The sequence below is a fragment of the Acinetobacter sp. TTH0-4 genome, assembly GCF_015602665.1.
GTDB lineage: Bacteria > Pseudomonadota > Gammaproteobacteria > Pseudomonadales > Moraxellaceae > Acinetobacter > Acinetobacter albensis.
Genome location: NZ_CP059079.1, coordinates 2,442,898 through 2,457,708, shown reverse-complemented (window position 1 = coordinate 2,457,708; position 14,811 = coordinate 2,442,898). Strand labels below are relative to the sequence as shown.

Here is a 14,811-nt window from a genome sequence, read left to right as displayed (position 1 = left end):
AAAACCTAACTTGATCATCGTGTCGGGTTAGGTTTTTTTTAAATGCAATGCTAAGAATTATAAAAAAGAAGGTGAAGACATGAAAAAAATAATCGCTTTTTTAATTTCTTCGATATGTTATGTGTCAGGAACACAAGCTGGCGTTTCAGTTGATCCTGTACAAATGTATATCTTAAATCAGGGCAAGCAAAAAAGTACCACGGTCACATTAGAATCTAAAGATGAAGCTGAAAAAAGAATATTCGAAATTAAAGCCTTTAAATGGACTCAAAAAGATAATGGTGAAAATGTACTTGAGCCAGATAATAGTTTAATCATTAATCCCAAAAATTTTATTTTACAACCCAACGGAAAACAAACTGTACGTGTTGGATTTAATCGACCGATTGAATCGGTATTAAATGGACAGCAAGAAGGTACGTGGAGAATCATGATTGATGAAATCCCACAAGCGGTAAAAGAATCTTCAGTCAATTTTCTCATGAGTTTTAATTTACCTTTGTTTGTGGGTAAGTTGACAAAAATAACTAAACATGCGAAAAGACATTTTTGGTTAAACGATGTTTGCACATGCCACGGATTGTTACCGTCCCACTCAGCTTAGAAGAGCGTGAACAACTGATTCTTCTGACCAAGCACGCAGCACATTGGCGTGAAAGACAACGTGCCCAAACCATTCTCTGGCTTTCCGAAGGTAAAACTGTTGCCGAAGTTGCTAGGTTACAAGAGCGTATCCCAGAAACCATAAGGCTACAACGCCGACATTGGGAGCTACATCGGTTTGAATCGATTCAAGAAGGCCGTCGCTCAGGCCGACCCAATACACTGACCGCAGACTATCAGGCTCAAATCTTAGAGTGGGTCAACACAAGCCCACTCAATGCAGAACAAATCCGAGTCAAACTGCATGAAAAATACGGTGTGTCCGTGTCTGTTGAAACTCTTCGCAAGTTTTTGCGAGATTCAGGCATGGTCTTCAAACGCACCCGTCACAGCTTGAAAAAAAAGAGACCCGATCGCATTTGGACAAGCGCAACAGCAGATTGAAGCATTACGTGAGCAAGCGGCACGAGGTGAAATTATATTGGGCTATGTCGACGAAACAGGGTTTTCGGCTACGCCTGACAACCGTTATGCATGGACAATGATAGGCGATGTCCATGCGGTTGATGCTGTAAGACTAAAGCGAGTCAATGTGATGGGTTGTCTACTGTCAACGGGTCATCTGATCACCAGTTGCCTACAGGAATCCGTTAACAGTCGCTGGTTTTATGCCTATTTGATGGGTGTAGCAGCACAGGTGAAACGCAGCTATCAAGTTCCTTTGGTGTTGATTGTTGACAATGCCTCGATTCATCGCAGCAAACAGATGGTAGATTGGCGCAAGCTTCTTGTACAAGAGTATTCAACGACTTTGTATTTTCTACCTGCGTATAGTCCTGAGTTGAATAGAATTGAGATGGTTTGGAAGCAGATGAAGTATAACTGGCGGGATTTTAAGGTGATGAAGGCAGATCAAATAGAGCGTTGGGTTGGGCAGATTTCAAAGGGTTTTGGTAATGAATACATGTTTACTTTTTAGTTGATACTTAAACAAGAAAATATTAAAATAAAATTTAATATTGATAAGAATAAATTAATTGCAACCAATCAGGCCAACTCACATATTCAAATCAGTAATTTAAAAATAGTAGATGCCAATAAAAAAGAAGTCTTTAAAAGTGAAACAATGAATTATTTATTGGCCAATAAAAGTCTTTCTTATGATTTAAGTAGTAGTCAAATAACCAATCCTAATAAATATTATGTTCAGTTATTTACGGACAAGAACGACGATATGGTGGAGCTTAAATTATCGGATTAAATTGATGTGGGGTAATTATTATGAATACACGAATAAAAATATTAATCTTTATTAATATTTTTTTTGCACTACAAGTGAATGCAAGTGAAAATATTTTAGAAGAAAATATTGCTAATCTATGGATTAATGAGCTTGATCATAATACTGATGTCACTTTGTTAACCGATGGGAAGCAGTACTATATTGAATGTAATTTATTAACAGAACGACAAATTGATACTGCTCAGCTTAAAAAATTATCTGCACGTCCCAATTATTGTTTAGTCAGTAATGGTGAAATACAATCTGTTTTTGATCAGTCATCACAAGCAATTAAACTCACCATACCTACACATTTTTTTCAAACCACTTTAAATAGTTTAACGGCAAATGTCATTCCTCAAAAAGCCAGTTTGGGTGGTTTTATAAATTATGATTTTGTCTATGCCAACAGTAATTCAAACAACTCTTATAGCAGTTTGGTTGAGTTGGGTATTTTTAAAAACTATTGGATACTAAAAAATTCAATGCTTTATCAAAATACACCTACAGATGAGCGCGTGGTCAGATTAAGCAGCAGTGTCGAGTTTGAATTCCCAGAAAAAATGACACGCTTAACGGTAGGTGACAGCACCACTGCCTATAATCCATTAATCAATTCTTTGCGCTTCGCTGGTTTAAATTGGGGAACCAATTTCACGGAGCGGCCGAATTTTGTGTACTGGAATATGCCGACACTACAGGGGAGTGCACGTATTCCATCCACAGTAGACTTATTTATTAATGGGGTAAATATTTATAGTCAAAAGGTGAGTCCGGGTGATTATAACTTACAGACAGGGGCACAAATTCAGCAGGCGGGAAATGCACAAATAGTAGTAGAAGATGTATTGGGAAATCGAAGTGTACAAAGTTTTCCGATTATGGTGACCAATCGTTTATTACGTCCCGACTTAAGTGAATATAATGTTGCCTTAGGGAAATTGCGCTATAACTATAATTTGGATAGTAGTGATTATCGTGATTTTTTTGCAAGTGGCTATTATCGAAAAGGGATTTCAAATTCGACCACACTTGGTACCAATATTTCTTATAGTCAGGATATACAAAATGTGGGTTTGTTATGGACTCAAGCCATCAAAAATATTTTTATTCTCGATAGTGTTGTTTTAGCTTCACATGATAAGGATAATCAATTTAACTATTCTTATGGTTTGTCCGCGAGTAAAGATTTTGGGCGTTTTTCAATAGGTGCCAGTTCTAAATATACGGAACGAGATTTTAAATTTTTGGGTGATGATTTAGACAATGCCTTTAATTATCCGAAATTTGAAAACTTGGCTTATTTTGGTATGACTGATGTGCCTTATTTGCATAATGTTAATATTAACTATGCTGAACAAAAATATTATGACAATCCTGAGTTTTCACAGAATACCCAAAAAGTTGTGAATGTTGGATTTAATCGAAATTTTGGGCCTAGAGTATCATTTGGTCTCAGTTATTTTAATGCCTTTGGTGAACGTAAAGATTCGGGTGGCATCTTATCATTAAGTTATAGTTTTGATGATAAAGCAGTTTATTTTAGTCAGTCTGCTGATCAAAATACCAATTTACAATTGGTTAAATATGATTCTAATCAAGTTGGGTTTGATTACTCGGTGGGTGTCAATCGTCGTAGTGATGAAACCATGTATAACGTGAATGGCGTGGTTAAAACCAATGTTGGTGATCTTGATTTTTATCATGTACAGAGTCAAGAAAATCATGAATCTCAATTAAATTATCGTGGTGCCGTGGTGTGGTTAGGTAACAAACTGAGTTTTACCAAAATTGTTGATAATGCCTTTTCATTGGTTCATGTAGGTGATTATAAAGATATTGATATTTTAAGATCTTTAACCTATGTCGATAAAACCAATAAAAAAGGTTATGCCTTTGTTCACGATATTATTCCTTACGTTAAATATGATATTGCATTTGATGAAAATCAATTACCTGTTGAAGATAAAATTCCATATTCCAGCCAAAAGCTAACAGCATTAAATCAACGGGGTTATGTTCTTAATTTTCCGATCTATCATGCGAAACAAGTGACCTTAAGGTTGTTGGATGTAAATCAGCAATTATTTGCACCAGGCTCCGAGGTTTATATTAAAAATGGGGAAGAGGATGAAGTTTATCCTGTGTCTACCGACGGTACAGTGACTTTGTATGGGCTTATTCCAGGCACTTATCCGTTACAGATTAAAACCAAAGAATCGCGGACTTGTTTAGCGGAGCTGAAAGTGACAGATACTCCAGCTCAAGAGAACTTAGCACCGCTCGATTTGAGTTGTAAATAAGTGGAGTAAGACCATGAAAATGAAAATCTTGTTATTCCTATTGTGTCTGGGTCAGATATCGTTGGTATATGCCAAACAATGTCAAATTGAACGCTTAACCGCGACACAATTAAATTTAAATTCATCGTATTTAAGTCAGGCCGCTACCTCGTTTTCAGTTGCCTGTGACAGTCGATATGCGATTCAATTTAACTCACGCAATTTAACCAATTCGACAGGCAGTAGTTATCTATCCAATGAAAAAAACTACAAACTTAGAACACAAATGAATATTAGTGGTGCTACTGCATCACGCTGGAATTCGCCAATTTCACAGCCTGCGACCAATCAAAATAAATTTGTAGTGTTGGTGCAATTGATGGAACGTCCAACGGCGATGACACCTGCAGGTGTCTATAAGGATAATTTGTATATTAACCTGATGTTTTAATTGAACAATGGTTGTGAAGAAATATTTACGTGGTGCAAACCCGATTTAACTTAAATGCAGCTTCAAAAAGGCTTTTGCATTACAACGTGTTTTATATTCAAAATATATGTCAAGAAACTGTCATATAAAAATCATCAAATTGAAAGAAACAACATCTACACTCAGTTTAAAATAACGATATAGGTGTTGTATGACAACTTTGTATGCGACCAGCCTGCTCAAACAACAAGATTTTCCTGAAAGCTTTCAGTTTTATTTTAAGCAAAAAAAGCAAGAACATGCAGCTGATCATCTTCAAGATTTAAAAGATTTGGTTCGCCCAAGATTAAAAATCGCTATTGTGACTGAAACTTGGCCACCTGAAATTAATGGCGTTGCATTGTCTTTGCTGCAACTCTGTAAAGGTCTACAAAAACAAGGTCATAAAATTTTACTCATTCGACCAGAACAAAAGCATAAGTGTCATGAGTTTTCACCGAATCGAGAATGCTTGGTTAAAGCACAATCAATCCCTAAATATCCAAGTTTGCAGTTTGGTTGGCCACAATTTTTAAAAGTCTCTCAAGCACTAGAAAAATTTAGTCCAGATGTCGTGCATATAGTGACGGAAGGACCATTGGGGTTAGCAGTGTTACAGGCTGCCAACTCAAAAAAAATTCCTGTTTCAAGTGGTTTTCACTCTCCCTTTCAGGAGTTTAGCCGTTCTTTTGATTTGGCTTTTATGGTTAAACCGATCCAGCGTTATTTACGTTGGTTTCACAACAATACCCAAATGACCTGTATTCCGAGTAAAGACACAGAAGTTATTTTAAGACAGTTGGGTGTATCGTGCCCGTTGGTGATTGTTGGGCGTGGTGTCGATATTGAACAATTTTCTCCGGATCATTATTCACAAAATTTGCGTCAGCAATGGGGTGTAAATTCGGATACAAAAGTTTTGCTCTATGTGGGGCGATTATCTCCTGAAAAAGAAATAGATGTTTTAATCAATGCCTATATCGCAATGCGGCGAATCAATAAAACCAATATAAAATTGGTGATTGTGGGGGATGGCCCAGAACGCAGCCATTTAGAAATGATCGCTCAAGGACAAGACGTTATTTTTACAGGTACTTTAACGGGTTTAAAGTTGGCTCAAGCCTATGCCAGTGCCAACATTTTTGTTTTTGCAAGTCAGGTTGAAACTTTTGGCAATGTGGTACTAGAGGCCATGGCAAGTGGTTTGCCGATCATTGCGTATAATTATGCCTGTGCGCATTTACATGTAAAGCAAGGTGAAACGGGCTGGCTCAGCCCATTGGGAAATATTAGTGGTTTGATTCAATCGATGTATCAGTTACCCGATAATGGGCAATTAAAGCAAATGGGTATTCAAGCGCGAAAAAATGTGCAACACGTGGGTTGGCAATATCCTGTACATCAATTTGAACAAGCTTTATATGGCGTCGCTATGGAGATGCACATGACATCTTAAATTTTAAGCCAAAGCTTAAGGAGTATCATGATGAGTTTTAAAAAAGCAAAAATAACAATACTAGATCTCGACTTAAAAGGCTGTTTATACCTCAACCATTTTTCAAAATCACAAGCAGTCATTCATTTTTTTAAAGGCATCAGTCGTTTGGGTGATGGTTTATTTTGGGGGGTGATGTTGCTGAGTCTTTGGGTTTTAGAAGGCTTATTTTATATTGTACAAATTAGTTATGTCATGATGAGTGGTCTTGTTGGGACCGGTATTTATAAAATTTTAAAACAAAAAACCACACGACCTCGACCTTATCAAGTGCATCAGGTCATTTGTTTGCATGAACAGCCACTCGATCATTTTAGTTTTCCTTCAGGACATACTTTACACGCCGTCATGGTGAGTACAGTGGTGGGTTATATTCAACCAATGTTACTGATTCTAATGTTGCCTTTTACTATTTTGGTGGCACTTTCACGTATGGTCCTCGGTTTGCATTATCCAAGCGATGTACTGATTGGGGCGCTGATTGGGGCGCTGGTGGCCAGTACGATTATTGCGACCGCACCATTTTTAAATATAGTGTTATAAAAATAGAGATTAAAAATTGAAAAAAGATTTTTAGATTTGAGCAATTTGCTTCAGTATAACCGTGCATATATTTAGCACTTGGGAATACCTATGGGTTTACGTTGGACTGACACAATTGATATCGCAATTGAGCTTTCAGAAGCTCATCCGGAAGTTGATCCACAATGGATACGCTTTACTGACTTACATGCATGGGTATGTGCCTTACCAGAATTTCAAGATGATCCTGCAAAATCGACTGAAGGTCTTTTAGAAGGGATTCAAATGGCATGGATTGACGAAGTTCGTTAAGTTCTCTATCGAAAAATCTCATTTTTTACATATGAAAAGCTGATACTTGCTGATTATCTCGGTATAATGCGGCAAAATTTTCTCGTCAAATTGACATAAGGAGCCTATCATGGCTATCGAACGTGCTTTATCTATCGTAAAACCAGATGCAGTTGCTAAAAACAACATCGGTGACATTTTTGCTCGTTTTGAAAAAGCGGGTCTTAAAATTGTTGCTACTAAAATGAAACATTTGACTCAAGCTGAAGCTGAAGGCTTCTACGCTGAGCACAAAGAACGTGGTTTCTTTGCTGATCTTGTTGCATTCATGACTTCTGGCCCTGTAGTTGTTTCAGTTCTTGAAGGCGAAAATGCAGTTCTTGCACACCGTGAAATTCTTGGTGCAACGAATCCTAAAGAAGCTGCTCCTGGTACTATCCGTGCAGATTTTGCTGTAAGCATCGATGAAAATGCTGCTCACGGTTCTGACTCTGTAGCATCAGCTGATCGTGAAGTTAACTACTTCTTCGCTCAAACTGAGATTGCTCCGCGTACTCGTTAATTCCAAGTATTCAAACCAGATAAGTGTTATTATGCTTATCTGGTTTTTTTATTCTTATCCTATTTATTTGCTTGTTTATTGAGCTTCTTCCTTTCGTTTTTGACATGATCTAGGTAATACACATGAGTACTGAAGTGGCCGCTTCATCTGCAACTGTTGATGAACAGCAACAATCTCCTGCTGCACCCAAACTACAGAATGCTGTGGAAAAAGTGAATTTACTCGGCATGTCACGTCCGCAACTCGAAAAATTCTTTGAAGATTTAGGTGAAAAGAAATTTCGTGCTGGGCAAATTATGAAATGGATTCATCAGTTCTTTGTCACTGATTTTGCTGAAATGACCAATATTTCAGGAAAACTACGTGAAAAATTAGAAAAAATTTCTGAAGTGAAAGCGCCAGAAGTGGTGCATCGTGAATATTCTAAAGATGGTACCCGTAAGTGGGTTTTCCGTGTCGGCGATGGTGACGGTTCATTGGTTGAAACTGTACTGATTCCAGCAGAACATCGAAGTGGTTTGCGTCGTACCTTGTGTATTTCTTCACAAGTGGGTTGTGCGTTGGATTGTTCATTTTGCTCAACAGGTAAACAGGGCTTTCAACGTGATTTAACTCCTGACGAAATCATTGGTCAATTGTGGGTTGCGAACTACTCCTATATGGAAGATGTGCCTGTGGCTGAGCGTGAGCGTTCAGTGACCAATGTGGTAATGATGGGCATGGGCGAGCCTTTATTGAACTATGATGCAGTGCTCAGTTCAATGCGTATTATGCTCGATGACTTCGCATATGGTATGTCTAAACGCCGTGTAACGTTATCAACTTCAGGCGTGGTGCCTAAAATTGATCAATTGGTGAAAGATATTGACGTCGCTTTGGCTATTTCATTGCATGCACCGAATGATGAATTACGTAATGAATTGGTTCCTATCAATAAGAAATATCCACTTGAACAATTGATTGCTGCCTGTCAGCGTTATATCACCAAAGATGGTAATGAAAGTTCACGTAAACATGTCACTATTGAATATGTCATGTTAGATGGGGTGAATGATCATCCTGAACACGCGCAGCAAATGATTAAATTATTAAAAAACTTACCTAGCAAGATTAATTTAATTCCGTTTAATCCTTTTCCACATGCACCTTATGGCCGTTCAAGCCGTAACCGAATTATTTCTTTCCAAAAAACTTTGTCTGATGCTGGATTTGTGTGTACGATTCGTCAGACACGTGGTGATGATATCGATGCTGCGTGTGGCCAGTTAGTCGGACAAGTGGCTGATCGCACACGTCGTGCTGAACAGTGGAAAAAGAAAGTGGCGCAGCAAAATGAGATCATGCGCTCTCAAGGATAATAACAGGGGATGCCAGTTGAGAAAGCCCATAAACAAAGTTGCTGTTCTGACCAGTATTGGTGTATCTGCTATTTTGATGGCTGCTTGTCAAACTCAAAGTACATTAGGCAAAAAAGATCCTGAAAAAGCCATTCAGGTTCGAACTCAGTTGGCAGCCGAATATATTAAAACAGGTGATTTAGATTCCGCAAAGCGGGCTTTAGATCAGGCACTCGAAATTGAGTCGAGAGATTCAGCCGCAAATATGATGATGGGGATTTTACTGCAACAAGAAGGCAGTAAAGTGAGTATGGATAAAGCAGATGCTTATTTTAAGCGTGCAATTTCTGCAGACCCCAAAAATGCACAAGCTCGTAACAACTATGGTACTTATTTGTATCAAACTGAACGCTATAATGAAGCGATTGAACAACTGAATGTTGCAGGCACAACACTAGGTTATGATCAGCGCTTTCGAGCTTTGGAAAATGTCGGTCGGATTTATTTAAAAATAGGCGATGGTGCGAATGCTGAAAAATCATTCAAACAAGCTTTACAAGCCAATCGTGATTCTTATATTTCAATGTTAGAGTTGTCAGAGATTTTTTATTTGAAACAACAGACCGCTGCTGCGACACAGCTGTATGAACAGTTTGCGCGCGGGGTGGGTCAGAAAAATCAAGGTGCGCGGGCTCTTTGGATTGGTATCCGAATTGCACGGGCAAATAGTGACAAAATGGGTATGCAGGTACTTGTCAATCAATTGCGTGCATTATTCCCAGAGAGTCCAGAATACCAACGTTATCTGCAATTACAGTACAGTACTGAGGCCGTATGGAAGTAAATCCGAATTCACAGCAATCGAGTTCAAGTGCAGTATCCAGTGCATTAGGAAATATTCAGCGTCCAGGTGAGTACTTGCGTCAAGTGCGAATTGCACAACAGCGTGAATTAAGTGACGCTGCCAGTGATTTAAGCATTCCTGTAAAAACTTTGACTGCTTTAGAGCAGGATGATTATAAGTCATTGCCTGAAGCGACTTTTATTAAAGGTTATTATCGGACTTACGCGAAATATCTTAAAGTCGATGCCAGCAGTATCATTCAGCGCTTTGATGAGATCTATCAAAATGATACTGGGTTACTACCCAACCATGCTTTAAATAATTCTCCAATTAAAATTATGGGGAAGTTGCCAGGCTCGAATAGCGATCGCAATAAAAAGTGGTTCAAGCGTTTAGTGGTTGGATTTGCAGTATTGTTGGCGATTGCGATTGCTGTGATGGCAATACAAAACTGGTCGTCCAGTACAACAAATGAAACAGAAATTACGCCTGCTGAATCAGATGTTCAAGTATTGAGTTTAGATAATTCAACGGTTGTATCTGGCGATCAATTGCAACTTGATTTTAAGCGTCCTACGTCTATTCATATTGTCGATTCGACGGGTAAGGTTTTGGCAACGGGTCGTCAAGCCGCTAGCGTAACACTAAATGGTGAAACACCTTTCCAAATTCGTCTTGATGATGCATCTGCTGTTTCACTGACTTTAAATAATGAAGAAATTGGATTGTCACCTTATACCGTCAATGGTAAAGCAGATTTCCGTTTGTCACGTTAATGGCTACAGAGAAGAGCAATAATCATGATTGAAAATCCGATTAAGCGCCGTCCGACTCGAAAAATTCGTGTAGGTTCAGTCTATGTAGGCGGTGATGCGCCCATCAGCATCCAAAGTATGACCAATACTGAAACCTGTGATGTGGATGCAACCGTTGCTCAGATTGAGCGTTGCGCCGAAGTGGGTGCGGATATCATGCGTGTTTCAGTTCCATCGATGGAGGCTGCAATCGCATTTGGTGAAATTCGTAAACGTGTTTCTGTGCCTTTGGTTGCCGATATTCATTTTGATTATAAGATTGCTTTAGCAGTTGCCGATGCTGGTGCCGATTGTTTACGTATTAATCCCGGCAATATTGGTTCTGAAGCGAAGATTCGTGAAGTGGTGGCTGCAGCAAAACATCATGATATTTCGATGCGTATCGGGGTCAATGCAGGTTCACTCGAAAAAGACATTCAAAAGAAATATGGCGAACCCACTGGTGCGGCATTGCTAGAATCAGCGATGCGTCATATTGATATTTTAGATCGATTGAATTATCAAGAATTTAAAATATCGGTGAAAGCTTCAAATGTGTTTTTAACCATGGATGCTTACCGTTTATTATCGGCGCAGATTGATAATCCATTACATTTGGGTGTCACTGAAGCGGGTATTTATCGTACAGGTTCTGTTAAATCTGCAATTGCTTTGGGCGGCCTGTTGATGGAAGGCATTGGCGACACCATGCGTATTTCATTGGCAGCTGAACCCGAAGAAGAGATTAAGATTGGTTTTGATATTTTAAAATCACTCAGTCTTCGATCAAATGGGATTAACTTTATTGCTTGCCCAAGCTGTTCACGTCAAGAATTCAACGTGATTAAAGTGATGCAAGCTTTAGAAGAGCGTTTAGAAGATATTCGTACTCCAATGGATGTATCGGTCATTGGCTGTAAAGTGAATGGTCCAGGCGAAGCCAAAGAAGCGGATATTGGTGTAGTGGGTGCAAGTCCACGTTCACTGGTGTATCGTAATGGTGAAAAAAGTCATTTAATTGATACTAATCAATTGGTTGATGAGATTGAAAATATGGTTCGTCAACGTGTTATCGAGATTGAAGAAGCCAAGTCTAAAGAAATTATTCGCACAAGTTTTTGAGTAAGTCATGAGTTCAATCGTCGCAATTAAAGGTTTTAATGACATTCTCCCAACGCAAACAGCAGCGTGGAGACGTCTTGAGCAACATTTGGCATCCATTATGGACGCTTATGGTTATCAACAGATTCGCTTGCCCATCGTTGAGCAAACCAACTTATTCAAACGTTCAATTGGTGACGCAACAGATATCGTTGAAAAAGAAATGTACACCTTTTTGGACAAAGGTAATCCACCTGAGTCCTTGACGTTACGCCCAGAAGGAACAGCTGGTTGTGTTCGTGCCATGCTTGAACACAACTTACTTCGCGGTGCAACACCTCGTGTGTGGTACATCGGCCCAATGTTCCGTTATGAAAAACCGCAGAAAGGGCGTTATCGTCAGTTTCATCAATTTGGTGTAGAAACCTTTGGTGTAGCAACGCCAGATATGGATGCAGAGTTGATTCTGATGACTGCACGTTTGTGGAAACGTATGGGTGTGGCAGATAAAGTTCAACTAGAACTCAACACTTTAGGTGAATCTGAGGAACGTGCTGAATATCGTGCGGCATTGGTTGAATTTTTAATGTTGCATAAAGCGGATTTGGATGAAGATTCGCAGCGTCGTTTAGACACTAATCCTTTACGTATTTTAGATTCTAAAGATGTGCGTACACAAAAAATTCTAGAAAATGCACCGAAATTGCATGATTTTATGGGTGAAGATACCATGAGTCATTTCGCGCAATTACAGCAGTATTTAAACGATGCAGGAATTAAGTTTGTCATTAATCAAAAACTGGTTCGTGGTCTAGATTATTACAACAAAACAGTATTTGAATGGACCACAACACATTTAGGTTCACAAGGAACAGTGTGTGCAGGCGGTCGTTACGATGGTCTTGTGGGGCAACTGAAAGGTAAAGCAGATCAATCTGTTCCAGCTGTTGGTTTTGCGATGGGTATGGAACGTCTTTTGTTGCTGCTTGAACAATTAGAAGATTCTACGCCTGTGCGTGACTGCGAAATCTTTTTATTGTCAGATCCTGCTGCTCAAGGCAAAGCAATGATTTTTGCTGAACAGGTTCGTGATCAGCTTGAGGCTATGAATAGTAATATTCGCTTGAAAGTCGGATCACAAGGTTCAATGAAGAGCCAAATGAAAAAAGCTGACCAATCAGGTGCATTGTATGCTCTGATTTTCGGCGAACGTGAGGCAGCGGCACATCAGGTTTTGGTTAAAGAGTTGGCCACAGCAGCACAAACTGAAGTGCCGATGACAGACTTTGTACCATTTATCATTGAAAAATTTTCTTCAAAATAAGCTAAGAATATAAGGAAAGGGCAATCACATGAATGCATTAAGTGATGACGAGCAATTTGATAACTTGAAATCTTTCACCAAGAAATATGGTTCTGCCATGATCAGTGGGATTTTAATTGCGTTGATTGCCTTTTTTGGATGGGAATACTGGCAGAAGAAAAATTTAGCTGAATCTCAAATGGAAACTGCAAAAGTTCAACAGTTAATGGACGAAGCGAGAAGTGTGCAGGGAAATGAGAATGCATTTAATGCGCTTGCTTCAACAGCGGATAAAATTGTAAAAGAGTCTCCAGACTCAGTGCAGGCGATTCAAACCCAATTACTGATGGCAAAATTAGCTTACGATAAAGCTGATTATGCCCATGCTGAACGTGCTTTGAAAAAAGTTCAACATGCTAAAGTGGATGATGTTGGCCTGATTCAAGTGGTTAATTTACGATTGGCATATACGCAGTTAGCCCAGAAAAAATATGATGATGCGATTAAAACATTAGCAGTAGTGACTGATCCTGCATTTAAAGCGACGGCTGATGAAGCACGTGGTGACGTATATGTGGCAAAAAATGATATCGAAAATGCCAAAAAATCATACATGAGCGCTTGGGAAACATTGATTGAGCGTAAGCAAGAGCGTCAAATTTTACAAATTAAACTCGAAAGTGTTGGCGTTTTAGTTGATGATCCTGAAGTTGAGCGCCCAATTTTAGAAACACAAGTGGATAAAACATGATGGATAGAAAATATAAAATACCGTTTGCACTCACCATTTTAACTTTCGCACTTGTTGGTTGTTCAACCAATAAAGTGAAAGTGGAAAAGGTGAAACCCAATCCATTACCAAAATTAGTTCAAGCAAAAAGCCTTGTGCCTGTATTTTCCCAAAGTGTTTCTTCAACCAGTGAAGAAGATCCGTTACGTTTGCGTTTAGATGTAGATAATGGCGTTATCTTCGCACTTGATCCGAAAGGTGAGGTAACTGCCTATAAAGGTAAACAGCGTTTGTGGGAAACAAAAGTTTCTAAACAGGGTCTAAGTTCTGGCGTAGAAGCTGCTGAAGGAATAGTCATTGTTGGGAATAAAAAAGGCCAACTGTTTGCGCTTGATCAAGCAACAGGTGAGCAAAAGTGGAGTGCGCAGTTGTCAGGTGCTTTACTATCGGCTTCACTGATTCAGTCAAGCCGTGTAATTAGTGTTAGCAACGATGGTACGGTCTATGCACATGATCTCGCCACAGGCCAGCAAGTCTGGACCTATAACATGCCGAATGTACAATTTAGTTTACGAGGTATGGCATCACCGGTTGCACTTGACTCACGTACAGTCTTAATTGCTTCATCCAATGCTTATGTTTACGCGCTTGATGTATTAAGCGGTATTCCGCGTATGCAGCGCCGTGTTTCAGTCAGCGAAGGACGTTCAGATATTCAACGTCTCAATGATATTGATGGTGATCCAGTGGTTGCGGGTCAGTTTTTGGTGACCACCAGTTTCCAAGGCCAAGTAACGGTTACCGATTTAGCTTCACAGCAAGTAGTGTGGAGTGAAGATGCCAGCAGTATCCAGCGTCCAGAAGTATCGAATAATATTGTTTATGTAACTCAAGCCGACGGTAAGATTACCGCTTATGCACTCACTACAGGTGAGCAGTTATGGCAAAACGAAAGTTTGCTGAATCGTCAGTTAAGTAATCCTGTTATTTTAGGACAAGACTTGGTGGTGGGTGATTTAGATGGCGTATTGCATTTAATTGATCCCACGTCTGGACAGCTTGTGGGGCGTTCAAAAACCAGTGGTGAAGTACGTTCTTTGCGTGTGATTGACGGACAATTGTATGTTTCTACGAGAAAGGGCGCATTAAGCGTTTGGCAGAACCGTTAATTTTTATTGGCTTATGTTAAACTAGTC

General features: G+C 39.3%; 17 protein-coding genes. All 17 read left to right on the top strand.

Annotated features, from left to right (window positions below; all coding sequences use genetic code 11):
* Nucleotides 1-79 precede the first annotated feature (79 nt).
* Nucleotides 80-604, top strand: coding sequence for a molecular chaperone (locus H0S58_RS11470; protein WP_195726572.1), 525 nt, complete (start codon nucleotides 80-82; stop codon nucleotides 602-604).
* The gene (locus H0S58_RS11465) at nucleotides 571-1,047 is read left to right on the top strand and encodes a helix-turn-helix domain-containing protein (RefSeq protein ID WP_195726571.1); all 477 of its coding nucleotides are present in this window, start codon (nucleotides 571-573) and stop codon (nucleotides 1,045-1,047) included. Before H0S58_RS11470 ends, H0S58_RS11465 begins: the two co-directional genes overlap by 34 nt.
* Nucleotides 1,016-1,582, top strand: coding sequence for an IS630 family transposase (locus tag H0S58_RS11460; RefSeq protein WP_195727615.1), 567 nt, complete (start codon nucleotides 1,016-1,018; stop codon nucleotides 1,580-1,582). The genes H0S58_RS11465 and H0S58_RS11460 overlap by 32 nt, the downstream gene beginning before the upstream one ends.
* On the top strand, nucleotides 1,583-1,864 hold the full coding sequence (locus tag H0S58_RS11455; protein ID WP_227592242.1) for a hypothetical protein: 282 nt from the start codon (nucleotides 1,583-1,585) through the stop codon (nucleotides 1,862-1,864).
* A gap of 20 nt (nucleotides 1,865-1,884) precedes the next feature.
* A complete protein-coding gene (locus H0S58_RS11450) occupies nucleotides 1,885-4,188 on the top strand; it encodes a fimbria/pilus outer membrane usher protein (protein WP_195726570.1) in 2,304 nt (767 codons plus the stop codon).
* 13 nt (nucleotides 4,189-4,201) lie between these two features.
* Nucleotides 4,202-4,618, top strand: a complete 417-nt coding sequence (locus tag H0S58_RS11445) for a hypothetical protein (protein WP_053578790.1) — start codon at nucleotides 4,202-4,204, stop codon at nucleotides 4,616-4,618.
* A gap of 190 nt (nucleotides 4,619-4,808) precedes the next feature.
* Entirely contained in the window at nucleotides 4,809-6,092 is a 1,284-nt protein-coding gene (locus H0S58_RS11440) for a glycosyltransferase family 4 protein (protein ID WP_195726569.1), read from the top strand.
* A 30-nt stretch (nucleotides 6,093-6,122) separates the two neighbouring features.
* On the top strand, nucleotides 6,123-6,674 hold the full coding sequence (locus H0S58_RS11435; protein WP_195727614.1) for a phosphatase PAP2 family protein: 552 nt from the start codon (nucleotides 6,123-6,125) through the stop codon (nucleotides 6,672-6,674).
* Nucleotides 6,675-6,764: 90 nt separating this feature from the next.
* A complete protein-coding gene (gene iscX / locus H0S58_RS11430) occupies nucleotides 6,765-6,965 on the top strand; it encodes a Fe-S cluster assembly protein IscX (protein ID WP_053578787.1) in 201 nt (66 codons plus the stop codon).
* 109 nt (nucleotides 6,966-7,074) lie between these two features.
* Complete coding sequence (gene ndk, locus H0S58_RS11425) at nucleotides 7,075-7,506, top strand: nucleoside-diphosphate kinase (protein ID WP_053578786.1); 432 nt, start codon at nucleotides 7,075-7,077, stop codon at nucleotides 7,504-7,506.
* Nucleotides 7,507-7,628: 122 nt separating this feature from the next.
* Nucleotides 7,629-8,864 carry a 23S rRNA (adenine(2503)-C(2))-methyltransferase RlmN gene (rlmN, locus tag H0S58_RS11420; protein WP_053578785.1) on the top strand — a complete coding sequence of 412 codons (1,236 nt, stop codon included), beginning with the start codon at nucleotides 7,629-7,631 and terminating at the stop codon, nucleotides 8,862-8,864.
* Between the two features lie 76 nt (nucleotides 8,865-8,940).
* Nucleotides 8,941-9,687, top strand: a complete 747-nt coding sequence (gene pilW, locus H0S58_RS11415; RefSeq protein ID WP_227592280.1) for a type IV pilus biogenesis/stability protein PilW — start codon at nucleotides 8,941-8,943, stop codon at nucleotides 9,685-9,687.
* Complete coding sequence (locus tag H0S58_RS11410; RefSeq protein ID WP_092718299.1) at nucleotides 9,678-10,463, top strand: helix-turn-helix domain-containing protein; 786 nt, start codon at nucleotides 9,678-9,680, stop codon at nucleotides 10,461-10,463. The genes pilW and H0S58_RS11410 overlap by 10 nt, the downstream gene beginning before the upstream one ends.
* 24 nt (nucleotides 10,464-10,487) lie before the next feature.
* Nucleotides 10,488-11,603 carry a flavodoxin-dependent (E)-4-hydroxy-3-methylbut-2-enyl-diphosphate synthase gene (gene ispG / locus H0S58_RS11405; RefSeq protein ID WP_053578782.1) on the top strand — a complete coding sequence of 372 codons (1,116 nt, stop codon included), beginning with the start codon at nucleotides 10,488-10,490 and terminating at the stop codon, nucleotides 11,601-11,603.
* Nucleotides 11,604-11,610: 7 nt separating this feature from the next.
* Entirely contained in the window at nucleotides 11,611-12,906 is a 1,296-nt protein-coding gene (gene hisS, locus H0S58_RS11400) for a histidine--tRNA ligase (RefSeq protein ID WP_195726567.1), read from the top strand.
* Nucleotides 12,907-12,934: 28 nt separating this feature from the next.
* A complete protein-coding gene (locus tag H0S58_RS11395) occupies nucleotides 12,935-13,636 on the top strand; it encodes a YfgM family protein (protein ID WP_053578780.1) in 702 nt (233 codons plus the stop codon).
* Nucleotides 13,636-14,784: an outer membrane protein assembly factor BamB gene (bamB, locus tag H0S58_RS11390; RefSeq protein WP_195727613.1), complete on the top strand. Its 1,149-nt coding sequence runs from the start codon at nucleotides 13,636-13,638 to the stop codon at nucleotides 14,782-14,784. The genes H0S58_RS11395 and bamB overlap by 1 nt, the downstream gene beginning before the upstream one ends.
* Nucleotides 14,785-14,811: the final 27 nt, after the last annotated feature.